The sequence below is a fragment of the Pseudomonas syringae genome, assembly GCF_000737245.1.
GTDB classification, from domain to species: Bacteria; Pseudomonadota; Gammaproteobacteria; order Pseudomonadales; family Pseudomonadaceae; genus Aquipseudomonas; species Aquipseudomonas syringae_J.
In genome coordinates, this window is sequence record NZ_JPQU01000027.1 from 56,950 (window position 1) to 80,761 (window position 23,812).

Annotated in this window: 19 protein-coding genes; 14 read left to right on the plus strand and 5 right to left on the minus strand. The window is 52.0% G+C overall.

From position 1 onward, the window contains the following. Positions 1-58: 58 nt before the first annotated feature. From fni to IV01_RS15915, 5 genes are read left to right on the plus strand one after another with little or no spacing between them, the layout of a single operon-like run. Entirely contained in the window at positions 59-1,102 is a 1,044-nt protein-coding gene (gene fni, locus IV01_RS0124890) for a type 2 isopentenyl-diphosphate Delta-isomerase (RefSeq protein ID WP_032627731.1), read from the plus strand. Then, entirely contained in the window at positions 1,099-2,379 is a 1,281-nt protein-coding gene (locus tag IV01_RS15930; protein ID WP_032627732.1) for a glycosyltransferase, read from the plus strand. Before fni ends, IV01_RS15930 begins: the two co-directional genes overlap by 4 nt. Further along, the gene (gene crtY / locus IV01_RS15925; protein WP_032627734.1) at positions 2,369-3,535 is read left to right on the plus strand and encodes a lycopene beta-cyclase CrtY; all 1,167 of its coding nucleotides are present in this window, start codon (positions 2,369-2,371) and stop codon (positions 3,533-3,535) included. The genes IV01_RS15930 and crtY overlap by 11 nt, the downstream gene beginning before the upstream one ends. Then, positions 3,532-5,022 (plus strand): phytoene desaturase, encoded by a 1,491-nt coding sequence (locus IV01_RS15920; RefSeq protein WP_032627735.1) that lies wholly within the window; start codon positions 3,532-3,534, stop codon positions 5,020-5,022. The genes crtY and IV01_RS15920 overlap by 4 nt, the downstream gene beginning before the upstream one ends. Continuing rightward, complete coding sequence (locus tag IV01_RS15915) at positions 5,019-6,020, plus strand: phytoene/squalene synthase family protein (RefSeq protein ID WP_032627736.1); 1,002 nt, start codon at positions 5,019-5,021, stop codon at positions 6,018-6,020. The genes IV01_RS15920 and IV01_RS15915 overlap by 4 nt, the downstream gene beginning before the upstream one ends. On the opposite strand, the gene IV01_RS26245 is transcribed toward IV01_RS15915, so the two are convergent. Continuing rightward, positions 5,902-6,435 carry a sterol desaturase family protein gene (locus tag IV01_RS26245; protein WP_080290269.1) on the minus strand — a complete coding sequence of 178 codons (534 nt, stop codon included), beginning with the start codon at positions 6,433-6,435 and terminating at the stop codon, positions 5,902-5,904. The genes IV01_RS15915 and IV01_RS26245 overlap by 119 nt on opposite strands. A 501-nt stretch (positions 6,436-6,936) precedes the next feature. On the opposite strand from IV01_RS26245, the gene IV01_RS15905 reads away from it, so the two are divergent. The 6 genes from IV01_RS15905 (at position 6,937) to IV01_RS15890 (ending at position 14,662) form a co-directional block, all read left to right on the plus strand. Further along, positions 6,937-8,370, plus strand: a complete 1,434-nt coding sequence (locus tag IV01_RS15905; RefSeq protein ID WP_032627738.1) for a hypothetical protein — start codon at positions 6,937-6,939, stop codon at positions 8,368-8,370. A gap of 37 nt (positions 8,371-8,407) precedes the next feature. After that, on the plus strand, positions 8,408-9,001 hold the full coding sequence (locus tag IV01_RS25875; protein ID WP_050507412.1) for a hypothetical protein: 594 nt from the start codon (positions 8,408-8,410) through the stop codon (positions 8,999-9,001). A gap of 32 nt (positions 9,002-9,033) precedes the next feature. Then, complete coding sequence (locus IV01_RS26845; RefSeq protein WP_195758772.1) at positions 9,034-9,357, plus strand: hypothetical protein; 324 nt, start codon at positions 9,034-9,036, stop codon at positions 9,355-9,357. Between the two features lie 277 nt (positions 9,358-9,634). Further along, the gene (locus tag IV01_RS15900; protein ID WP_032627739.1) at positions 9,635-10,819 is read left to right on the plus strand and encodes a hypothetical protein; all 1,185 of its coding nucleotides are present in this window, start codon (positions 9,635-9,637) and stop codon (positions 10,817-10,819) included. Beyond that, entirely contained in the window at positions 10,816-12,984 is a 2,169-nt protein-coding gene (locus tag IV01_RS15895; RefSeq protein WP_032627740.1) for a hypothetical protein, read from the plus strand. The genes IV01_RS15900 and IV01_RS15895 overlap by 4 nt, the downstream gene beginning before the upstream one ends. A gap of 520 nt (positions 12,985-13,504) precedes the next feature. Then, the gene (locus IV01_RS15890) at positions 13,505-14,662 is read left to right on the plus strand and encodes a hypothetical protein (RefSeq protein ID WP_154232201.1); all 1,158 of its coding nucleotides are present in this window, start codon (positions 13,505-13,507) and stop codon (positions 14,660-14,662) included. Between the two features lie 448 nt (positions 14,663-15,110). On the opposite strand, the gene IV01_RS0124900 is transcribed toward IV01_RS15890, so the two are convergent. The 3 genes from IV01_RS0124900 to IV01_RS15880 form a co-directional block, all read right to left on the minus strand. Continuing rightward, positions 15,111-16,049 carry an HNH endonuclease gene (locus IV01_RS0124900; RefSeq protein ID WP_195758773.1) on the minus strand — a complete coding sequence of 313 codons (939 nt, stop codon included), beginning with the start codon at positions 16,047-16,049 and terminating at the stop codon, positions 15,111-15,113. 65 nt (positions 16,050-16,114) lie between these two features. Continuing rightward, positions 16,115-17,038 (minus strand): hypothetical protein, encoded by a 924-nt coding sequence (locus IV01_RS15885; RefSeq protein WP_154232202.1) that lies wholly within the window; start codon positions 17,036-17,038, stop codon positions 16,115-16,117. A 91-nt stretch (positions 17,039-17,129) separates the two neighbouring features. Then, on the minus strand, positions 17,130-17,891 hold the full coding sequence (locus IV01_RS15880; protein ID WP_032627744.1) for a hypothetical protein: 762 nt from the start codon (positions 17,889-17,891) through the stop codon (positions 17,130-17,132). Positions 17,892-18,109: 218 nt separating this feature from the next. Between IV01_RS15880 and IV01_RS15875 the strand changes: the two genes are divergently transcribed. The 3 genes from IV01_RS15875 (at position 18,110) to IV01_RS15865 (ending at position 21,772) form a co-directional block, all read left to right on the plus strand. Next, positions 18,110-18,694 (plus strand): hypothetical protein, encoded by a 585-nt coding sequence (locus IV01_RS15875; protein ID WP_032627745.1) that lies wholly within the window; start codon positions 18,110-18,112, stop codon positions 18,692-18,694. A 413-nt stretch (positions 18,695-19,107) separates the two neighbouring features. Beyond that, a complete protein-coding gene (locus IV01_RS15870) occupies positions 19,108-20,709 on the plus strand; it encodes an ATP-dependent nuclease (protein ID WP_032627746.1) in 1,602 nt (533 codons plus the stop codon). Continuing rightward, positions 20,702-21,772, plus strand: coding sequence for a UvrD-helicase domain-containing protein (locus IV01_RS15865; protein ID WP_032627747.1), 1,071 nt, complete (start codon positions 20,702-20,704; stop codon positions 21,770-21,772). The genes IV01_RS15870 and IV01_RS15865 overlap by 8 nt, the downstream gene beginning before the upstream one ends. A gap of 356 nt (positions 21,773-22,128) precedes the next feature. Here the strand turns inward: IV01_RS15865 and IV01_RS15860 are convergent, their stop codons facing one another. Then, on the minus strand, positions 22,129-23,736 hold the full coding sequence (locus tag IV01_RS15860) for an LA2681 family HEPN domain-containing protein (RefSeq protein WP_032627749.1): 1,608 nt from the start codon (positions 23,734-23,736) through the stop codon (positions 22,129-22,131). Positions 23,737-23,812: the final 76 nt, after the last annotated feature.

Genomic DNA, 23,812 nt, shown 5'->3' on the forward strand with positions numbered 1-23,812 from the left:
CCTGCTCAGATAAATGACCATGCGCTTTATAAAATGATTCAACCCGATTGGAGCTTCCATGTCCGAGAACCATCTGAGTCAGCGAAAAGACGATCACCTCAATATCGTCCTCGATGGGCGGGCTGAGCTTCAGGGTCAGGGTTCGGGGTTGGATTGGCTGCAGTTCGAGCATTGCGCGTTGCCCGAGCTAAATCTGGCTAGCATTGATTTAAGCAGCAGCCTCGCGGGAATCAGGCTTAAAGCGCCACTACTGATCAGCTCCATGACGGGAGGCGCTGAACGCTCTGCTGCTATTAACAGGCATTTGGCTCAGGCGGCTCAGGAACTGGGCATCGCCATGGGAGTGGGCTCGCAACGCGTCAGCCTGCGTAGCAAACATGATCACGGGCTGACCCGCGAGTTGCGACGGTTTGCTCCAGATGTACCATTGCTGGCCAATATTGGTGCCGCTCAGCTTTTGGAGCAGGATGGCCTCGATTTAGCTCGACGAGCTGTAGACGCGTTACAGGCGAACGCTTTGATCATCCATCTCAATCCCTTGCAGGAGGCAGTGCAGGCGGAGGGTGATAGGGATTGGCGGGGCGTTCTGGACGCTATTCATCAGGCAGTTGAAAGCGTTGGAGTGCCGGTGATTGTCAAGGAAGTTGGCGCGGGACTGTCGGCGCAAGTTGCAGTCGCACTCGCGAACGCGGGCGTGCAGATCATTGATGTGGCTGGCCTGGGCGGCACGAGTTGGGCGGCTGTTGAAGCAGAGCGGGCCTTGCGCCCCGCTGATAGAGAAGTTGCCATGGCATTTGCCGGCTGGGGCATACCGACTGCCGTTAGTCTTGCAATGGTACGCGCGGCGCTTCCAGCCACAACATTAATAGCGTCGGGCGGCATCCGTAACGGTGTTGATGCCGCCAAAGCTATTTGTCTCGGCGCAGACTTAGTGGGGCAGGCGGCCGGTGTACTTCGTGATGCAACACTTTCGACCGCAGCGGTTATTGAGCATTTCGAGATAGTAGTCAGGCAACTGCGAATCGCCTGCTTTTGCACCGGTTCGTCCGACCTTGCCGCATTACGCAACGCGCGTTTCCTGAAGCCTGTATTCCGCTCATGAGTCATTTTGGCGTTGTTTCACCTGCGTTCTATAGCCACTTCCAGGCATTTCACGCTTTGGCAGTAGAGCTTATAAACCGTGGGCATCAGGTGACGTTCTTCCAGCAGGCAGATGCCCGCCGGTGGCTTACTGACCCTCGTATAGGCTTTCACACGGTAGGCGCGAATACCCATCCTCCCAAATCTCTGCACGCTGTTCTTCGGCGCGCTGCCTGTTCGAATAACCCGCTGGGATTGAGGCGGGTCATTCGAGATTTGTGCGAGAGCACCACTATGCTGTGTTCCGAACTACCCACCGCGCTGGCGCTCCGAGGTGTCGATGTTTTGCTTTGCGATCAAATGGAAGCTGCAGGCGGATTGGTTGCCGAGGGACTGGGACTACCTTATGTCTCAGTGGCCTGCGCGCTGCCGATCAACCGCGAGGCCGGGCTTCCACTTCCGGTCATGCCCTTCGCTTATGGCACGGATGAACGAAGCATCCGGATCTATGAAGGTAGTCAGCGTGTCTACGACTGGCTAATGCGCCCGTTACAAAACGTATTACACGACGCGTGTCGTCGGTTCGCGATAGAACCACGACACGGGCTACATGAGTTTCTTTCGCCTTATGCACAAATCAGTCAGACGATTGAAGCGTTCGATTTTTCTCGGGCCTGTCAGCCAGATTTCTTTCACGCCGTTGGGCCTTTACGAACGCCGGGGCCAACGATACAGGGCCACTGGCCAATCGAAGCGGGAAGGGCATTCGTTTTCGCCAGCCTGGGAACAATGCAAGGCGGGCGCATCGGGACTTTCCGTCAGATAGCGAAGGCTTGTCGCCGCTTGAATGCGCAACTGCTAGTGGCTCACTGCGGTGGGCTGGATACCAACCAAGAGCGTGCGCTTGTAAATGCAGGTGCGACTTGGGTCACGGATTTCGCCCCACAGCAATGGGCGCTGGAGAGGGCGGATGTGGCAGTGACCCATGGAGGCCTAAACACGGTTATGGACGCAATTGGCGCTTGTACGCCAACGCTTGTAATGCCCATAGGGTTCGACCAACCGGGGGTCGCCGCCCGAGTTACCTACCGAGGCCTGGGCATGCGACTCAGCCATCGCGCTCGCGCTACACAGATTCAGGATACGTTCAAGCGACTACTGGTGAATCCGGTAGATCCGTTACACCGCATGGCTGCCCAATTGCTTCGAGCGGGCGGGGTCTCCAAGGCTGCAGAGATTGCAGAGGCAGTTGCGCATACTGGCAAGCCTGTACTGGCAGGGGCATCTCATGAACTATGACCTGATCCTGGCGGGTGGAGGCCTTGCCAACGGGCTGATTGCCTGGAGGCTCAAGCAAGTCCGTCCCGAGCTGAAGATTTTATGCGTCGAAGAGCAACTACATCTGGGGGGCAACCACACCTGGTCATTTCACGACAATGACCTCAGCGCTATTCAGCACGAATGGATCAGGCCGTTGGTAGTCCGGAAATGGCCAGCGTATGACGTCCATTTTCCCGGTCAGTCACGGCGGTTGAACAGTGGTTACGCCAGTATCACGTCCGAGCGTTTTTCCCAGGTGCTTGGAGCTGACCTTCGCAACGATCTGCGTCTTGGGCAGAGCATAGCCCAGGTCAGCCCAACTACTGTGTTGCTGGAGGGTGGCGAGAAGCTGCACGCCAAGGCTGTCATTGATGGTCGAGGTGTGGAGCACAGCAACCATATGGTGCTCGGCCAGCAGGCCTTCCTGGGTCAGCTGTTAAAGCTTCAGGCGCCGCATGGACTTGAGGCTCCCATCATCATGGACGCCAGGGTTGCCCAAGGTAATGGCTACCGTTTTGTGTATGTATTGCCATTCTCCGCCGACACTGTGCTCGTTGAGGATACGCACTACATTGATCACCATGGCATTTGCGCAGAGCAACACCGCAAGAGCATTTCCCAGTATGTAAAAGATCAGGGTTGGATAACTGTGCAGTGCCTGCGTGAAGAGCAGGGCGTGTTGCCAATAACTTTGGCTGGCGACTTCGATGCGTTCTGGGGCGAGACTCAAGGTCAGCCGCGTTCCGGCTTGCGCGCAGGGCTGTGCCATTACACCACCGGTTATTCGCTGCCCCATGCAGTTCAGCTGGCCGACTGGATCGTCCAGCAAGAAGACTTCAACGCCGACACCTTATTCAAGGGCATTCGCGCTTTCGCTCATCAATCCTGGCAAAGGCAAGGCTTTTACCGCTTGCTTAATCGGATGCTGTTCCTTGCGGGAAAGCCGCAGGATCGATGGCGGGTCATGCAGCGGTTTTATGGTTTGCCGAAAGGGTTGATCAGCCGGTTCTATTCAGGTGACAGCAGTCTCCAAGACAAGATGCGCGTGTTGATCGGCAAACCGCCCGTACCCATCAAAGAGGCAATGCAAGCCGCCTTACGATATCTACCCCGGCATTACGAGAAACAACTATGACCCCAAAGAAACAGGCGATTGTGATCGGCGCAGGTTTTGGCGGCATCGCGCTCGCCATCCGCCTCCAGGCGGCCGGCATCCAAACAACGCTGCTTGAGAAACGTGACAAGGCGGGCGGACGTGCTTATGTGTACCAAGATGAAGGGTTCACGTTTGATGCAGGGCCCACGGTAATTACCGATCCTAGCGCCATAGAAGAGTTGTTCACGGCCGCCGGTAAGTCAATGCGCGACTACGTAGAGCTTTTGCCCGTGTCGCCGTTTTATCGACTGTGCTGGGAAGATGGTACGCAGTTCGACTACGCGAATGATCAGTCCTCACTCGATCGCCAAATACGGGCCCTCAACCCTGAAGATGTCCAAGGCTATCAACGGTTTCTTGCTTATTCGAAGGATGTGTTTCGCGAGGGATACCTGAAATTGGGCGCGGTACCTTTCTTATCCTTTCGCGACATGATTCAAGCCGGGCCTCAGCTTGCACGGTTGCAGGCATGGCGCAGCGTCTATTCAATGGTGTCTGGTTTCATCGAGAATGAAAAACTACGTCAGGCATTCTCTTTTCACTCGTTGCTGGTGGGTGGAAACCCCTTCGCCACCTCTTCTATCTACACCTTGATCCATGCGCTTGAGCGGGAGTGGGGCGTGTGGTTCCCCAAAGGTGGTACCGGTGCCTTGGTTCAAGGAATGGTCAAGCTGTTTGAAGACCTCGGGGGAAGAATTGAACTCAACGCAGATGTTGCCAGCATCGAGGTGAATGACGCAAAGGCCACTGGCGTGCGGCTATCGGACGGCCGACAGATAAATGCCGACAGCGTAGCCTCCAATTCGGACGTCGTTCACACATATGAACAGTTGTTAGGTGGCCATCCCCGGGGCGTACGGGAAGCAGCTCGCCTCAAGGGCAAGCGGTTCAGCAACTCGCTGTTTGTCATTCATTTCGGGCTCAAACGAAAGCAGCCACAACTTCAGCACCACACGGTTTGCTTCGGGCCGCGCTATCGCGAACTGATTCAGGAAATTTTCCACGGTGCCGAACTGGCGGACGATTTTTCTCTTTATCTGCATGCACCTTGTATCACCGATCCAAGCCTCGCTCCGCCGGGGTGTTCCAGCCACTACGTCCTGTCTCCTGTACCGCATCTGGGTAACGCACCTATCGACTGGGAGACTGAGGGCCCGCGTTACCGAGACAAGATTTTTGCTTACCTGGAAAAGCACTACATGCCAGGCCTGCGCGACGACTTGGTGACGAGTCGCATCTTCACTCCGAATGACTTTCGCACCGAACTCAACGCCCATTTGGGTTCGGCATTTTCCGTTGAGCCTATCCTGCGTCAAAGCGCATGGTTTCGGCCGCACAATCGAGATGCCCGTCTGACCAATATGTATCTGGTAGGAGCTGGCACTCATCCCGGTGCGGGCGTCCCCGGCGTGATTGGGTCGGCAAAAGCCACGGCAGCGTTAATGATCAAGGACCTCAAGACATGACCAGCGCAGGGAGAAATCAGGAAGGGGTGCTGGATCATGCTATGCAAAGCATCGCCGTCGGTTCGAAAAGCTTCGCTGCCGCCTCTCGTCTGTTCGACCCTTCAACTCGGCGGAGCGCGGTAATGCTCTACGCCTGGTGCCGGCACTGTGACGACGTGATAGACGGCCAGGAAGCAGGGCATTCGGCGAAGATGGTCAGTACCCTAGAGGTCAATCGGCGGCTGGGGAAGTTGGTTGCCGAAACTCAGGCGGTTTACGCCGGACTGCCAGTCAAGACCAACGCTTTTGCAGCATTCAGGGAAGTCGTCACGCTGCACGGCATCGCTGAAACCTATGCGCTGGAGCATCTCTCGGGATTCGCAATGGATGTGCATGAGCGACGCTACCATCACGTTGATGACACCCTTGATTATTGCTACCACGTAGCGGGGGTGGTCGGGCTGATGATGGGGCAGGTCATGGGTGTGCAGAAGGAAGAAACGCTGGATCGTGCTTGCGACTTGGGTATGGCGTTTCAACTGACAAACATTGCCCGCGACATCGTCGAAGACGCTCAGGTCGGCCGTTGCTATCTGCCTGGTGATTGGCTTGATGAGCTATCAATACCCGTAGCAAATCTCGCCGATGCGAGGTACCGGCAAAGCCTCGCAATTCTGGCTGGCCGATTGGTGGACATGGCTGAGCCCTTCTATGAAAGTGCAGAGGCTGGATTGACCGCTTTACCTTGGCGCTCTGCGTGGGCGGTTGCCACTGCGTCCGGCGTTTATCGGGAGATCGGCGTTAAGGTCAAACGGCGAGGAGAGCACGCCTGGGATACCAGGCTGTCTACATCAAAACTGGAGAAACTCCGGTTGGTTATAAAGGGCCTTTGGCGCGCCGCTATGTCACGTGGTCGTCATTGGCCCGCGCGCCCTGCAAATTTGTGGCGGCGTCCCGGCCGTCCTTGTGCAGAGGCCCACCGTGCAAATCACGAAGTTCAGCCCGCAAACTTTCGATAGAAGGGGCATAGAGAAAACCGAACGATACGCATCGGTTCTTTCCCGAGACGGCGTGATGCATCAAGTGAGCCTGATACAGGCGTTTGAGATAGCCATTTCTTGGCACGTATTTCAAAGGCCAGCGTTTGTGGACAAGCCCGTCGTGAGCCATGAAGTACAACAATCCGTATGCAGTCATGCCAGCGCCGATCCACTCCAGCGGGTGCACCCCTTGATTTCCGAGTGCAATCAGCGCAATGGCAAACAACGCAAAAACAACAGCGTATAGGTCGTTTTTTTCAAACCAGCCGGTGCGGGGTTCATGGTGAGAGCGGTGCCATCCCCAGCCCCATCCGTGCATTACATACTTATGCGCGAAAAAAGCGAAGACCTCCATCCCGACCAAAGTTGTGAGAAATACCAGCGCGTTGAACATGATCCCGGCTACCTCATCAGAAGACATGACATCCGACTACTGCACCCAGACTAACGTTCTAGGTTTATCGCTCAAAGGTTTCCCTAAGTTGATTCGTGATTTAACTTATGGGCGATGTCAGATGTTCATAAGCCGCTCGCGAGCCTAATACTGCTGCTGACTTGCTTCTGAAATGCATGCCGCTGTTCATCGATTGATGTTCATAGACTTCGTTTCTCCCACCGCTCTTAGCTGAATTGCCTTGGATGCACTAGACACCTTTTCAAGCTCGCTTGGACTGCCTCTGGGAAGTTTCCTACAGATTGCCGAGATAAATCCTTCGCTCCAGGCAAATTTGTGTCGCCAGAATTCTGATATCTAGCGTGGAGTAGGGCAACCCAGGGGTCTGGCGCGCAAACTGAACGACTTGGTAGCATTTAGCCATACTCTCGCTTAAAATCGATCCCCAAAAAAACCTAAGGGCGCAGGGTCCTAGGGTGTTAGGACGGATCCAACTCCTTAATGAGCTATGACTTACTGTCTGTACCGGACGGCTATCGCACGGAAGTAGCGTTAGTCGTCGCCCCCTACGTTGACGCGGTGTTTTTAAATCACCTGGCAACTAAGTTGAAGCCTGGCCGGTTCTGCCTTTTGGTAGATGACGGAATACAACTCGAGGCTCTTCTGAAAATCCACGACTGTCAGCGTAAAGGGCTCAAAATCGAGATTCGGGTTGCTCGCTCGGTTGGCCTCATGCATATGAAGGCCTTTTACTTCGAATTTGTGCGCAAGGGAGCCCCTCGAAGGCGAAGGCGCCGCTTGCTTTTTGGCTCGGCAAACGCGACAAACGCCGCGTTTAGTGGCGGTATTAACGCCGAGTTGATCGCTGAATCTGAGCTAAAGATTAATGAAGACTCGGAGGTTGCAGCGTATTTCTCTCATATCTTGTCGACATTCGACTCGCCGGAGGTGCAGAGCGTCTCAGGGCTTTCAACGTGGATGAGCCAATTACCTTTCATCCGCTTCCCTGCACTCAGAAGTGCACGCCCAGGTGAGTTGCCATCGGGATTTGATGCATGGTTGCAGCAAGGAATGCTAGCGGCTCAATATCGGAATGCCCCCCAATTTGCGACGCTCAATATCCAGCTGAAGAAGAGTTTGCCTCAGGACCTGGTTGCACGGATCTTCGCCAGAAGTAGCTTCACGGAGAAGGGTGAACGTAACGTTGTGCGGTACAGCTACCTGAATGGTCCTGACACTCAGGAAGCCCAGGCAGCAGAGGGTGAACAACCCCGTTGGAAATCTCGCCTTGCAGTGTGGACCCATTTGGGAGATTGGATCTCGAATGACTGCCATCGCAAGCGCAGCAAAATCATGAAATCCAAGGCGTTCGCTGCTCGAAATAGAAACATCTCCCGCATTCTGGAGAATGGGTGCGACGAAAAGTGGATAGAGAGTCGGATTGAACAGCTTCTGGCAAGGCTCAATCAGGTATGGAGAGAACTCGAAGCCGCTGGCGTGGCGCCGGAGCAATACATCGAGGGTTGGAATGGCAAAGTGAATCCAACCTCATATCGACTTCGCTTTCTCAAAAAACTTGATCAGGATTTTCAGCTTGCACGGGATGGGGATTTCAAAAGCCGGTATGTAAACGGATACGAATTCCCAGCGATGCCGCGGTTCAGGCAAGACACGATGGCCTGGGAAGCGTTTGTCCGATCCTGGTGTGAGTCCATCGCTGTCGAGACAGCGAAAAACCGGACGCTCTCGCTGGTAGGCAAGCGAATCAAGGATGTCATGAAATATCTGCAGAAGGATCTGTCGGAATTGTCTTGGTCGGAAATCGCCGAACTCCTCCGACAGTATTGGGAAACGGAGTGGGAGGGCGAGGGCATATCCCTGGGAGACTGGATCATGGGATATCACGAGAACTTGGGCGTTGAATTTGAATTCTAGCGCTGAGACCTCCGATAAATTTCTTTAGGATTGGCGAATGGATCGAGATGCTTTTTTGCAGCAACCCGACGTACAAGGCTTTGTGAGATGGATGGGGGGAAATCTGCCAAACCTGACCATCGATCTGCGTTTTGCTCGCAGTAATTACGTACGAAAAACGCTAAAGGAAAAGGTCATTGGCATTCAGGGCGCCCAGCAGGCCTACCACTGGGATGGGCGCTGGGACGATGTAAGCAAAGTCCTTAAAGCATTCCGTGAACGCCTGCGCGATGCCGCGCTGGGTGACGACGTGGCGGCGGCGTACACCGTATGCGAAGAGACCCTCGAATGGGGAGGGGTGTTGAATCCCGCTTCCGTCACATTCCTTCAAGGTCTGGTGGCAAGCGGCGAGCTGCCTGGTTATCTGATCGACGTTGAGGCTTTGCTGCGCCTGGATAGCAGTAATCGGATGTCCCATATCACTCTCAAGTCTGTACCGGTGTTCAACTCCGGAATGACTAAGATACACGCGATCTTCGATGAGTCAGGCTCTCCCATTCTGGATGGAAGAGTCGCTGGTGCTGCGGCGACCTTTATCACTTATATCGCTCGGGTGTTTGCCATCAGACCGCGCCTGCAGCTAACCATCTGATGTTCGCCTGGGAGGAAGGCCCAGGAATTCAGGTGAGAAACCCGCAAATGCTCGGCCCACAATATATGGGGACCCAGCGATTGAATCGCGGTAAACCACACGAATGGGCAGCCCGCCAGCTTCAGCTAGGTTGGATTATCCGGCACTTGCTGGAAACCCATGTTGAGATTTTTCCGGCGCGGGCAATTGAAGAGCGCTGCCATCGGTTCGAGGCTGGGCTTTTCATGATGGGGTATGACCTAAGGTCAATTGTCCCAAATGGTTGGGATATTCCTGAACCAACGGCTCTGGCTAGGAAGCGTAAGACTCAAGCTGATTGGAGAAAACGTAAGCGAGCAGCGAAAGCAGATTGCTGAATAGCTTCAGGAGTGATAAACATATCTGACATAGCACGTCATTACGGTTTTTCACATCGAATGTGATGAGCTGCGCTGAAATTCTCATAGCTACATTTGGCCATTACCAACGCTAATGGTGTATTTTCAGCAATCCAGTGGATCCAGAGTAGGTATTGGAAGCTGCTGTCGATGTTGAGATGCATCCGAATGTCTAGGCTTTTAAAAGTTTTGCTTTGATAATGCGCCATGAATAATCTGCACTAAGGGCAACCCGAAAAACGTAAAGGATTAGAAGGTGATAAATTTTCCCACAGATCTTACGATTGATAGTTGTGAATCGTTTGTTGATGGTCTACAAGAGGTTAGACGGGGTGAAGCACTCTATCTTCCATCTGATTTTAACAATGCTCTATTCGGTGGTGTCGCCGCAGCAATTCAGGCGGTTAATACTTGGGGACGGTTTTCCAGTTCCAGGGAAATAATTCTCGGGGGGCAGTCCGAAGTGGTTCAAGAGTATGCAGACGAAATTGTGAATCGTCCGCATAAATTCAGTGCTGCAATGCTGGCAAAAAAGATTTCACTTTCAAGCTCGGATGCGGACATTCGCGGGAGTGTGAACATTGCGGCGAGGGATGCGATAGAAAACCAGGCAGGCAGCAAGCATGGTCAGCAAAGAGGCGCATTGTGTTGGTTTTCTTTTGTGGATCACAGCTCAAAAGGGTTTGACAAAAATTTTTACACCATGTCTTCGTCTGAGGGTGCCTTACCAAGGCAGCTTCCTCAGATTGAAAACGTTATAAAGTCAATGGTGGATAAGTCCATTGATGTCCTTGGTGCTGCACAAAAGCTTTCAAGCGATGATATGCAACATCTAGGTCGCATATTCTATGAGCTCTTCTTGAACACGCACGAGCATGGAACCAGAGGTGCTTCCAGAAGTGCTTGGCTCAGACCAGGCCAGCGCGTAATTTATAGCAATGGGATCAGCCTCTTCGATAAAGCACTTGAAAAGCGAACGCAAGGCGAGCGCGGGCTATCCACCTATTTGCAAACGCATCGAGTAGGTGAGGTCGAAAAAAGCCGGTTTGTCGAGATTAGCATTATTGATTCCGGGCTTGGCTTCTTTGAGCGATGGTGTGCAGATCACAAGCAGTCATCTCAGGGTCATGATCTTGATTTTGAGTATTCGATAATCAAGAAGTGCTTCAGTACACGTCAAACGTCGTCTGGCAAGGATAATAAAGGGCTTGGGCTCCCGGTCGTTATGGATCGACTAACTAAGCTTAAGGCATTTATGAAGGTTCGCAGTGGGCGGCTTTCTCTGTATAGGGATTTTATTTCCCAACCTTATGCCTCTGGAGATTCATGTGATTTTTCTGATTGGATGACAGCACTCCCAGCCAGTGAATCACTTACTCAATTGGGGCAAGTCTCTGGTGTGGCGATAACTTTCTTAATTCCACTGGAGCCTAAGCAATGAGCGGCGGCTTTGCGTTTCGTTTCAAATATAACACTGTCAGGCCTGCACTCTTAATTTGCTGTAATACGACTGTATCCTCAGATGAAATTGTGAAGGCTGTAAAGGCAGACGTTGAAAACAATTTGCTTCCTGATTGCGTTTACTTGTTAGGCCCGACTAGCCATAAGGATGATTTTTTAAATCTTTTTTGTTGTGACTCATTTAATGAGGAATTCGAATCTTTTGTAGGAGGGTCAAGAGACAAGCTTGTCTCGCTGACTTATAACAATGCTGGTGAAATTATTGATGCAAAGACTGACTTGGCAATCGACAAGGGTCTTCGCGATGCGATGATGTCTCAAGGTATGCTTGATATTTTCAAGCGTAGGCAAGGGCTGATCACATCCTCCTCAAGTTTTCACTTCTCGAAACCATCAGGGGATCACTGCAGCGGATTTATTCGAGCTTCTAATCTGCTGGTTGCTGGCGAAGAGGTAGCCTTCTTAGCTATATCTTTGCTTGAACATTTTTCCTTGGCCCCTGACCGAATCTATGTTGATACATCGTCAATATCTTATTTGGTGAGTGTTGCTGCTCTGATGTCTGGTCGCTACAGTGGGCGACTGCCGCTGATTGAGAGTTTCGAATCATATACTGCTCTTAAGAAGAGCTACGATTTCGTGGAGTCGGCTAGCAGCTTTGTAATAATATCAGCGACTACCAGTGGTGGCCTTGCTGCCGAGATCCTCAAGAAAAATAACTTCACCCCTGAACAGGTCGTTACTCTGTTTTATAGTAGGCTTCAGGCGTCGCAGTATGGTATTTTCAATGTTGCTTGCTTGGTTTCTGAAAGCATAAAATCTTCCGCGCCCGAAGACTGCTCCGATTGTTTGAAAGGGAGTAAAGTTATCAAGATCGTGGGCGATCAATTTTTGCCCGAAACGCCAAGTCATAGCCAGGTAGTGATCAAAAAAGTTGATTTCTCACCTGAACGAGGTAGGTTTTTTAAAGATTTTGCAGCTAAAAATCTATTGAAGTGGAGAGTGACATCCGACCCTCGGGCGGAGGCAAAAGAACATTTCTACATCAATGTTGAGCAGTATCTGGGGGATATGCCGAAAGGCTTTTCAGAAAAATTACACTGGTCGGTAAAAAAGCACGTTTCTAGGGATGTAGAAAAAGTTATTGCTCTTGATGATCCGGGCTCTATCTCCTTGATGGAGGAAGTAAAAAAAATAGCTGGGGAGTCTGGTGTCAGTTGGCTGACCATGTCTCAGCTTGATGAGCAACGGCTAAAAGACTCTTCCTCGGTAGTCGTGATCGCTGGTGCTATTACATCAGGCAGGAAGTTATTAGACGCTTCCAGAAAGCTGCGCTGTATTAGTGAGCAGTCTTCTATACTTTACTTGGTTGGCTTTTCTAAGATTCCTAGCAAAGATGCCTTGGAACAACTACGCAAGGACTTGGAGCTGGGCGGGCGCACGCTAGTCGTAATGAACGAGTGTCAAATGCCGCGTATAATCGGCAGCACAAGAACTTCGTGGGACTCGGAATATGACTTCCTGAGAAAAATTGGTGATGATCAATTGTTACAAGATCCCATTGAGTTACCTGGCTATCTAAAAGCTCGCCTGGAAATGCTTAGTCAAGATGAATTTGATCCGAACGATCTATTCTTGCCGTCGCCATCAGGTGAGCCTCTGAAACTGAGAGATACATTCGCATTCTGGTCTGGCTTGGATATTGATTATACAAAATCTACTCAGGCTGATGTGTATTGGACTATTCAATCGATTCTGCATGACATGAGAGCAAAGCCTGATGGCGGAGGTTTGGCTAGCCTGTATCATTCCACAGTTATCAGCCCGGCGTGCTTCGATAGGTATAACGATGGTGTGATTCAAGCGTGCTTGCTTAGAGCAGCAACATCATCGGAACTCAACTACTCAATAAGTGATGATTTTAGTCAGAAGATGATGGATTTCTTGATTTCGGTTATTGAAGGTGCAGGTGGAGCACAAGGTGAGGGCGTGTTGGAATTTCTAATGGCGATGTGTCTCGGTCACCTCCGTATTAATAATGAACACGTGAGGGAGCTGCTTGAGAAGGCTGGCTCCCTTGAGGTGAGTGAAGACATCAAGCTTCTTTTGGATCAGCTAGCTAAACAGATCCCATCTAAGGCGTGAGTTTAATGTCTTGAGCCCTGCGGGTGCAGGGCTTGAGGCATTTGATAGCAACACAATTAGGCAGCACTAGTTGGTGCAAAGAGCACTAGACTTATTAAGGAATACAGTACGCAACCGATCTCGATGCGTTCGAATACGCCGAACTCGATCAAACTGGTTTGCGTTCAATGGGCACGGCATAGCCTTGCAATGAGAGTGAAATGGTCAAGTAGAGCTTCTCCACAGTAGATTCGTGATCGATGTGGGCGATGAGGCAGACTTTTCCTGCTTCTTAGAGGTAATGGCCTAACGGCTTCCGGGGCAGCAGAGTCAAGACATACATCAATGTTGAGATCTAAGTGTTGTGGTCGCGGTAGTTGGAGTTTCTTGAAGGTTAGGGGTGGAGGGAAGAGACTGTCCATTCCCTGTCGCCCCTCAAAAGAATGCTTTTTGGCCAAGTGCGGTCGCATTATGCTAAAAACGTGAATGTCTGGATAATCTTTGGCGCAAAACTTCCGTCACTATGTAAAGGAGTACTGCTTTGACTATGATAACTGGGTTTCACCTGAAGTACGGCGCCTTTCTCCAGGCAGATGTGTTGATGACGAGCCCCAAGGAATCGGATGTCGAGGATGCACAGTTTCCGACCTATCACAACTACGAAAACGGGGGGTTTCCACTCCCGGACAGTAAAGTAACTGGGCTAGCACAGAAAATCTTGATAGTTAACGATAACTTCGCCGTCGCATTTGCTGGTCGAGTGGATCGAATTCATAGCGCAGTTCATCTTATCAAAAAGCTTACTTTGGATGGCGCCGAACTGAATGGGGATGGATATTTAAATGGGCTGGAGTCGGACTCGGAGCTAAGGGATGGAAACTTTTGCGCGATCATCCTCAGCGCTGAAGAGGAGGGACTGCTAATAAAGAACTTCGGTGCTATCGGGAAATATTGTAATGAGTTTTTTGATATAGTTTCCGGAGGTTCAGGAGCCGAGCATGCGATTGGCTATTTCTCGAATCTTTCGCTTGGAGATTTTGATGTACCAGATGAGGATATTGTTGTCCGAGGCACATGCCTGGCACTGAAGCAGTACGCACAGCACATCATTGATGAGGTAGACAATCAGGAGTTTGCCGAGAGTATTGGTGATTACTTCGGTGCGGGATTTGAAGTTGCGGCATATTATGACGGCAAGATACAGAAGGTTTCTGACATCGTTTATGCTTTCGCCGAAGCGGAGCTTGACGAAGATATGTTTTTGCAGATCGAACCGCCAAAATTCATCATGAAGTCAACTTACCGTAATGGAGATCTTGTCATTCGTAGCTTGTTGAATGAGATTGATCCTGATGATGGGTACCATAAGAGGCGGCACGATAGGACCTTCTCGATTCCGCCGGTAATAAAATTTCATAAGTATGCCGTAGCGGATGATGATGACGCTGATGAGATTAATTTTATTGGTGACTTTCTCTGCTTTGTCATTAAGGTGAAAATGGGTGCTTACCGCAGCTTTACCATTCCATTTATCAGAAAGTATGGGTCTGATAGGAGCTTTGTTCTAAATGGTTTTCTGCCGATGTGTATCGGGGAGCATATAATGTTTAAGTATAGTGAAGTATTTAACTCTGAGGTGCTTCAGTGCGTAAGGCAACACATGGCTGAAAATGGAATTTTATGGATGAGAAATGACTGAGAGTTGATGTCGGCCTGTTGGCGTTCTCAAAGAGGTCGCTGAAACCTGCCGCGTCGCTAATCGACACTCGACAAGCTTTCCGCTGGCGTTTATCCCCGCACTCAAGAAGTTCGCAGGTGGGGAGGGGCTGACCTCTGCTCAGCGCTCTGAAGTGCTGATCCAATGCTTGCCATTGTGCAGCTGGGCTGAAGCAGCCTCTATCCTTGGCATGCTGAGAGAGAGCGGCTTCACAAAGCTTTCACCACATGTCAAAAAAATTGAAGTGCCACACACCGATCTCAACATGAGGCTGGTCATCGCTCTTAAAGCAAGAGGTTTTGTCCAGACTGTAACGGAGAAGGACGCTGTCATCAGCGCGACTGCGAAGCCTAAAGGCATGATCTGATCTACTGGCACGAGTCTCAAAAGCTGTTCGCGCGATCAGCTGATACAAAGCCCGTATCACTCACTAATCTTTCTCGTACTGTATTTGCAAACAGACCTCTTCATCTTCTACCCGTTCGCAGGACTCGAAATTCTTATCCTTGAAATCCGACAGACCATAAATATGAAAATGCTCGTCAGGCATCAGCAACGGTGCTCGTACATAATATTTTTCTTTGCCAGCTTCGTCGGAAAGCGGAATGACAAGTTGGTACTGAAAGTTTCCGAAGCGAAATATCAACTGGTACTCAAACACATTGTCTCTGCAGTGCTCTTTTGCACGAGCGACAATGCACCGAATCTGATCGGGATTTGTGGGGCCGTTGATGATCCACTCCATGATTGGCCCAAATCCGCCAAAACCCGGCCTGTGATCTTTTTCGAGCAGCCATCTCTTGAGGTCAATGAACCTGGAGTGATCCTCTGATGGCATGACAGCCAGGGCTACTTTTATTAGCGACTTCTGAATAGCCGTTGGATAGTACGGCTGCCGTTTAGTGGGTAGCTTCAACTGGTTTTTTCCCTCTACCTTCAGGTCTTCGTAATCAAGGTCGCCATGTGCCCAAATCTCCAACTGAGTTGGCCCCGTTGCTGCTATCCGTAAATCCTTGTCCTTGTAGACTGGAATCCCATTACGGCCTCTCGTCCGTTGAAGCGGGCGAAAGGGATATGTGTAATTGGCAAAACTGTTTTCAAAATGATCGCCAAAATGGTGGTTGCAGCGGTCACATTCCAGCAGATCGATGACTGTTTTATTGCCCAGAAATATAGGGATCGCGTGCGACTGCTCCTTGAAGGTCGTCCGGGTGGAGTCGTCACCGCAGTAACGACAAATCCTGGGTTCGCCCTCACCCAAGAAGATTTTTTTCTGCACGGCAGACTCAATGTCCACAGACAGCACTTGGTAGCGCTCTGTAAACGCCTTGTTCTGGACGTCGTTCCATCGAAGAAACTTCTCCAACATGTCGAGCGCCTCCTGTTTGCACCTGGACTTTCGGGTCGTGCTGTTCTCCGTCGCCATGACGTTGCTCAACGTAGGCTCTCAATCAAAGGGCTAGTCATCTGTTTGACGGAAGGAATCGAGGTGCCGATCTGATGCGACCCGATTTCGTCTCCCTGCTTTCGAATGTGAATAGAAATGCTACGGTCATCTTCAACCTTGGCAAAGGCTACCAATCCGTTCTCTAAAGGATGAATTCGCACATCGTTTTCTCCTCCCGGATAATTAACTGCCAGTTGAAAATCGCTTAGAACTGCTACCACTTTTACTACTGTATGTACCCATGAACGATGCTGGCCCGACATGTATGAGCTGCCGCTCACCAGTACAACCACCATCATCAACGAACCAAACGAATGGAGCATTGCAGTTGGGGAGGGTCTGGGGATTTTATTTTTCAGGCCCACCATTTCCAGTACGGGGGTGAGCATCTGTATCGAATTAAGCGTCATCATCTGAATAGATCCGACTATGCTCATTACAATAGCAAAGAAAAGGAGCGCTATGGACGCAACTGTCATCAATGCCGGGATATAGAAGGCGACGATGAGAAAACCGACTGTTACGTCAAAGCTTTGTGGCGGTAAACCTAACGACTCGGAAACAATCGACCGAGCCATCACCGTGGCGACCAGAAGGACTACAAAATGAAGAAGGGTCACAGCGGTTTTCCCCAGCGTACTTTCCCATGCAGCGCTGACCCATTGAACCGCTGGCATACACCACGAAATGAAACCTCCTATAACTCCGACCGAACCAATTACTACAGCAATGTCCATCGCAACGGCACCGAGCACGCGTGAAAGCACCATTCCCAGCAAGAAAATCGTCACGGAAAAAATATAAAAGAGGTTAGACGCGGATGTTTCGTTGTATTTGCGTTGAATCCAGTCCTGCATGATACCGGTTACTCGCTCTTGGAGATCAGCACGAAGGTTGATGGTCGAGGGCACGTGCGTAGATCGCCTCGAACACTTGAAGAGCCATGATTGCCTCTGCCTGAACTTGACCTCGTTGGAGGACTTGAAGCGTGGTCAGTTCGACTTAGACTGCAGCCGGTACTTGCTTCAGGGAGCGTCCATACCGGGTGACCAGATAGGCGTGTGCGTAGCTGCTGATGAAATCATAGGCAGATTCGAGGGGCATTGCTGGAGTCTTGATCTCTTTTACCTGCTCCTTGAATCCGTGTCTGGAGTCGAGGCCACTGACAGAGAAATTGTTGGCGGTAAGCTTGAAGCTTCGGTGGATTTCCTTGTCCACAGGGATGTCGAGATTGTACTTCGACGAGTAGGATTCGATGGTTTCGAGGATTTTGTAGTAAGTGATCCAACCTTCTTTCTGGTCGAACATTTTCACGATCAGGTATGCATCGGGATATTCGCAGGCAAGGGCAAGTATTCGGAAAATCGAGGCGCTGTCGTCCGAGTCTCTTGACCGTCCAGCGTTAGGCGGGAGGGGGCCGAGCAGCCCGGAGGCACTGCGCTTTTCTACCCAGCTCGTGTTGTAACCATCGCGAAGAACAGCCAGCACACGAAACGGATATGCATCCTCCATGCACAGCGCCACTGCGCCGTTAAGCAACGATAGGAGTTCGTGCGCGACCTGCCATGCAAGGTCTTCGTCATCGGAAATGTCATCAAGATATGATGAGTTGAAGCTGAAATGATCGCTTCGGCAATCATTGTAGTCATCGACCCCACCCCATACCCAAAAATGACCTCTAGGGTCGTTATGGTAGACGAGCTCATGCAGCAGTATGGGATCCCCATCAGCCAGTTGCACTTCCCACCCGTTTTTTCCACTCATTCGCCTCTTTACTCCCAAATTTTCCAGTGTCTTGTGCCATCACGCTAGATTCAATCTATGACGATCTATAAGCGCAACACAAACTGTGTTGGCTACCCGCTTATAAATCCTTCGCGTGCATCATTGCTTCAGCTTCCCGCCGATCGCGTTGGTGATCATTGCCCCACCTACATCGCTGGGATAATGTCTGCATTTGATAATGTTAGCGGAGGCTGGGAATGGATTGGGGCGCTTTGATCAAGATCGCGGCTTCGATTGGGGTGTCGATCGTAACGGTTGCCACCGCCGGGCGTGCTATCAACAAACTCAAAAGGCACATTGCCGAATATCGAGAGATAACGGCTCCGCAGCCCGCGCAGCCTCATTTGCAACTCGAGTTTCAATGGAGGGGTGACCTGAGACTAAATATGATCCATCCCTCGGAGATCGTTTTCCGTATCGGAAATCGTCAAAATAGAATCCTCTACCTCAACAAAATCCAGTGGTGCGCTCCCGCCTACCGGTTGCATTGGGATGCCAAAGGCTCGGACGCTTCAGGACAAAAGATTCAACCGGGTCAAGGGCTTACATTCAAGTTCGACCCTGAAGACACGCTTGAGCCGATCATCGACAGCGGTTACTGGACACGATATACGTCGCAGATACGCTTGATCTGCGGACTGCGGCTGAGCGTGCAACTGCAAAGCGGTGAGGAACGTAGTATTCCTGCTCCCAGGGTCTTGAAGCTTTATCTGGCCTACCTATACCACTTACCAACCTTGGCTCGGAATTACATCAGATTTCAGTCATTCTTACGCCTCTAGCCAATAAGCCGACCCACGGTGCTGTCGCCGAGTTATGGGCTCGATTAGGTGGCCATATCCGACGTTCCAACCACTGTGGTGGCTCCATTGAAAATCGACCCAGGCTGACACTGAAATTCACCACGGGTGGTCAAGATTTGGGTAGACGATCGGGTAGGGGGGGCCGCTCTCTCAAGTGACACCCGACGCCAAGAACACACCGTTGGACTGCCAGGTGATCGGGCCGTGCACCTACCTTGTCGAAGAGTTGAAATCGCTTTTGCCTAAATACAAGAGGAATACCGGCCTCGGTAGACCTTAATACCGGGACTCGGTCGTCATGCGTCACAGCCATATCAATCGCGTGTGCTTTAACACTTGCGCCAGCCGCCCTCGGTCGCGGCGGGTGTCTCCCCCAGTACTAGGAACGTACGATGATCAACAAAATCAAGATCAAGGGCTACAGGATCCACCGCGACTTCGAGCTCACACCTGAAGCGAAAATGAATCTGCTCGTCGGTGGTAATGACGCAGGTAAATCGTCACTACTGGAGGCGATAGCTCTTGGACTTACAGGCCGTATTGGCGGGCGAGCAGCGTCAGAAGAACTGAACCCTTACTGGTTTAACACCGCCTTGGTCAGCGCGTTTCTGAGCGATATTCAGGTGGGTCGTCGACCCGCATGGCCCACCATCTCGATTGAGCTCTTCCTGGACAACAGACCAGAGCTCCAGCGTCTGTGCGGTGCGCACAATAGCGCAATCCCGACGTTAGCTTGTCCGGGTGTCAAACTGAGCGTGGTACCAAACCCGGAGTATGAGGAGGAGCTGCAGGCCTGGCTGGCAACGCCCTCGGCCCTGCTTCCCGTAGAGTACTACAAGGTGGAATGGCGCGATTTTGGCGAGAATGAGCTGACTAGGCGGCCCCGGGAGCTTTCAACTGCCATCATCGACTCCCGCACGATCAAGGCGTCTGGCGGTGTTGACTACCACTTACGGCAGATTCTCAACGATCATTTGGAAGCTCCGGAAAAAGCGTTGATCTCTCTGCGCTACCGGGAAGCCAAAGCAGGTATGTCGGACGGTGCCCTGGCTGATCTCAATCAGCGACTTGGTACCCTTGAGGCGTCGCTGCAGCAACAGCCTTTGAAACTCGCGATGGACCAGACATCAAGGACATCTTGGGAAACCGCCATATCTCCCCACATTGATGAGGTTCCTTTTTCGCTAGCAGGTCAAGGGCAGCAGGCCGCGGTCAAAATTTCATTGGCCATGGGGCGACATGCTGATAGAACCAAAGTGATCATGATCGAAGAGCCCGAGAACCACCTCTCCCATACCAGCTTGGTGACTCTTCTAAATCGGATTGAAAGCTTGGCCGGCGAGCAACAGCAGTTATTCATTAGCACCCATAGTGCTTATGTGCTCAATAGGCTGGGATTGAATTCCCTGCTCCTGATCAACCGGGATTCCGTAGCAACCATTACAGGGCTCGATCCGGAGACCGTGGGCTACTATCAGAAGTTGCCCGGCTTCGACACGCTTCGTATGGCATTGGCTCAGAAGCTGGTGCTGGTCGAAGGGCCGTCAGATGAGATCGTCTTCGAACGTTTCTTCACCGACATGTACGGTGCGCGTCCCATGGCCTTTGGCATCGACGTGCTCAGTATGCGCAGTCTTTCATTAGCGCGGTGTCTCGAGCTCTGCGCCAACCTGAACAAGCCTGTAGCCGTACTTCGAGATAATGACGGGATAGAACCGGCGGATCTCAGAACCTCAGTGAACCAGTGGCTGGATGGTGATAGGCGTCAGCTGTTCATTGGCGATGTAGCGCTTGGCCGCACACTCGAGCCTCAATTGGTTTCGCATAACAGCGAAGCCGTGCTTCGCGAAGTTCTGGGAGTTGCTGGGCATGCTGATCTGGCGACCTGGATGCAGCGGGAAAAGACTGAAGGTGCCCTGCGTATAGCAGCGTCTGAAACGGTGATCACTCCGCCTCAGTACATGGCTGAAGCGGCGGCGTTTATTCATGGGTAATCATCTCACCTTGGCCGTTGCGGGGTCTCGGAAGACTCAGGGGCTGGTGGAGCATTGCTCCGCACTGCCAGCCTCTAGGAGGGTGCTGGTGGTGACGTTCACCCAGCGGAATCAGCACGAGCTGAATGAACGACTCTCTACCTATGCCGGGCAGCAAACCAATATAGAAGTGATGGGGTGGTACACGCTGCTCCTGAGGCATTTCGCCAAGCCGTTCCTGCCGTTCGCGTTTCCTGGGAGAAAAGTACTGGGTTTCGATTATGAAGGATTTCCGCACCGCTTCGCGAAGGGCTGGACACGTTTTTTCAACCGATCCGGAGCGGTGTACGCCAGCGAGCTAAGCCGGTTGGCGCATGAACTGATTGACCTGAGCGAAGGCGCGTTGCTGTTTCGACTGCAGAGTCTATACGACGAAATCCTTGTGGACGAAGTACAGGACTTAAGCGGCTGGGACTGGGATATTCTGAAAAGACTTTTCGACTCCCCAATTGATATTCGCATGGTCGGAGACGTCAGGCAGTCAGTCCTGTCAACAAGCCCGAGGACAAGAAAAAACAAGCAGTACGCCTACAGCCAGGCGATCAACTGGTTCGTGGAGATGCAAAAGCAAGGAAGCATTGAGGTCGAGTTTCGAGCCACAACTTGGCGCTGCTGCCCCGGCATCGCTGCATTCTCCGACACGATTTTCGACTCCGAGTGGGGTTTTCCGCCTACGGAGTCGCTCAATCTCACCGAGACAGGCCATGATGGGATGTACCTAATCGCACCACGGCATGTGATGGACTACGTAGAACTTTTTAACCCGCGTTGCCTTCGCGTCAGTGCGGCCTCTGGTAGACAGTTCGATCTGGACTATGTGAACTTCAAGGTTGCAAAGGGCGCCACATACGAGCGCGTGCTTATCATCGCAACGGGGCCCATTGCGCAATTCCTACAAAGGGGTACTGCATTGGAGCCTGGGCCGGCAGCAGCGTTCTACGTAGCTGTGACAAGGGCACAGCAAAGCGTTGCGATCGTGTTAGGCGAGGTTGGCGAATCTGCCATCCCACAGTGGATGCCTTGATCGTCAAACGTGAAGAGGTCATGGTCGGTAACTATGTTCATGGCTGGGATGACTGGGGTCAGAGCACAATCAGACCTGTATATCATCACGGTCAACAAGGCGCGATTGAGCGCTGGTATTGCCCAGGCGCGTCGACCTAAGAGGTTCACACATCAAGGTCAAGTGCTCGCCATGTCTGCATCACCGTTATTGGAGGCAGTCGGCGCGTAGTAGTGATGCAGATGCAGAGGGTAACGGCAGGATGTTGAAAATGCGGAGATGCCCTGAAGCGAGGGGCTGTGAGCCTTGGATCGAAGCTGATGCGCCAAGGCTAACTGCATCTCTAAAGGGACTGACCGCTTCGTGTGTACAATCCGTTAGATTTTCCAATCATCTGGATAATCGTCCACAGGAAGCTGCACAACGAGCGCTCCGTCATTACGCCCCTTCTGTGACTCCTCGTGGTGCATGGCGAGGCAGAGGTAGATCAGGGCAGCTCGGCACAGCGCCATGATCAGGTGCGTCTTGGCAACCAGATCATCCCTATCAATGACGAATGCGAGATCATCGACCTGGCGCTCCGATGCGCCTGAAATCCAATGAAAAGCGTCCACTACCTTGGCGTACTTGTGCTCAAGGTGATTTCTTAACTCGTCCAGCGCTTTGGCATCTGGTCTGGCGACGTCCTTGAGTACCTTGGAGTAGATGTCTTGCGACACCCAATATAGGCCGCGCAGTGCAGAGTTGCGTGTGGATTTGAATTCGTCGCGAATTGCCCATGCGTCGGCGGCGGGAGCACCTTTTTTGACAGGCTTAAACCAAAGCGTTCGAAAGCTCACGCTGCGCTCAGGTATCCCTAGCTGCCAGTAGGCATTTATGAAGTAAGCCATCTTATCCAAGAGCGAGTAGGCGCTGCGGAATGCGGTCTTAATTTGCTCTAGTCCCATCGAGTACAGGGCATAGTCGTAATTGTGAGCCAATGACAAACCCTTGTCGGCTAGGTGAACCGATCGGGAATGCTCTCCCTGGTATAGGCAATGACGGGCGAAGCCGTACTCCTGCTTCATTTGATTGAAAAACGCCAGGTAGGTAATCCCAACCTGAGCGTCATGGTTAGGCAGTCTTAAGACATCATAAGCGGCGACGGGCAGGGCACCCAGATCATTCATAGGGTTCAGAAACAGTTGTGCATCCAAGCACCACTGGCGATAGCGCCGCTCCTCCTTGGAGGAGCCGAGGCTGTGTCCGAACAGATGCGAGTCATCCTCCTCGTCGACCTGTTCAGCAAGCTTGGTCTGGTACCACCGGAACGCTTCAATCGCCTCAGGATAGGTTGCGCCGTCGCGGCCGACACCGCCTTCAATTGCAGATTCAAGATGACGTCGTGCGTGGACGAAGAACCAGTGGGTATGCCCAGGGTCATAAAGCGCGTCGCCATAACGACATAGCCCCACCCCAAGGTTGCCCAACGCCATGCCGAGAATGGGCTGCTCGACCAAGGCTTTGCGCCACTCAGCTAGAGCCTCAATCCATCGGCCACAGACACTCAGTGCATTGCCTAGGTTGCAGTAAATCCGCGCACGAAGTGCAGGAGCCAACCCCTTGAATCCATCGTGTTGGATCGCTGCGTGCAGGAAATAAAGCTGCTTGAGCAGAGCAGGGTGATCCAGTCTCCGAGGGTCAGTTCCTTCAGCATCAAGCGCGTGCAGATCAGCCCAGGCGTTGGAACACGAATATTGAATGAGGCACGCGTCGGCTGGCGAACAGAGGGGCGCAACGGCGTCAGCTAAACCAACGGCTCTCCGGAGAAGATCGGGATCCTTGGCATCGCCCGATGCGTCCACAAGGGAGTCAAATACACTTCGAAGGTGAGCCGGGTATGCGTTGCTTTCGGCGAGGCTCTCCAGAACCTTCAACAGTAGATGTCGGTCTTCCGCCCTAGGCTCGTAGCTCTTCGTGGTAAAGCGCTCGAGAAAGTCCTGCATTTTGGGTGACCGCCATGGGGAAAGGTGCTCAAGCTTACCTTGCCTCTGGCGTCGATACTTCAGAGGTACACGTCTC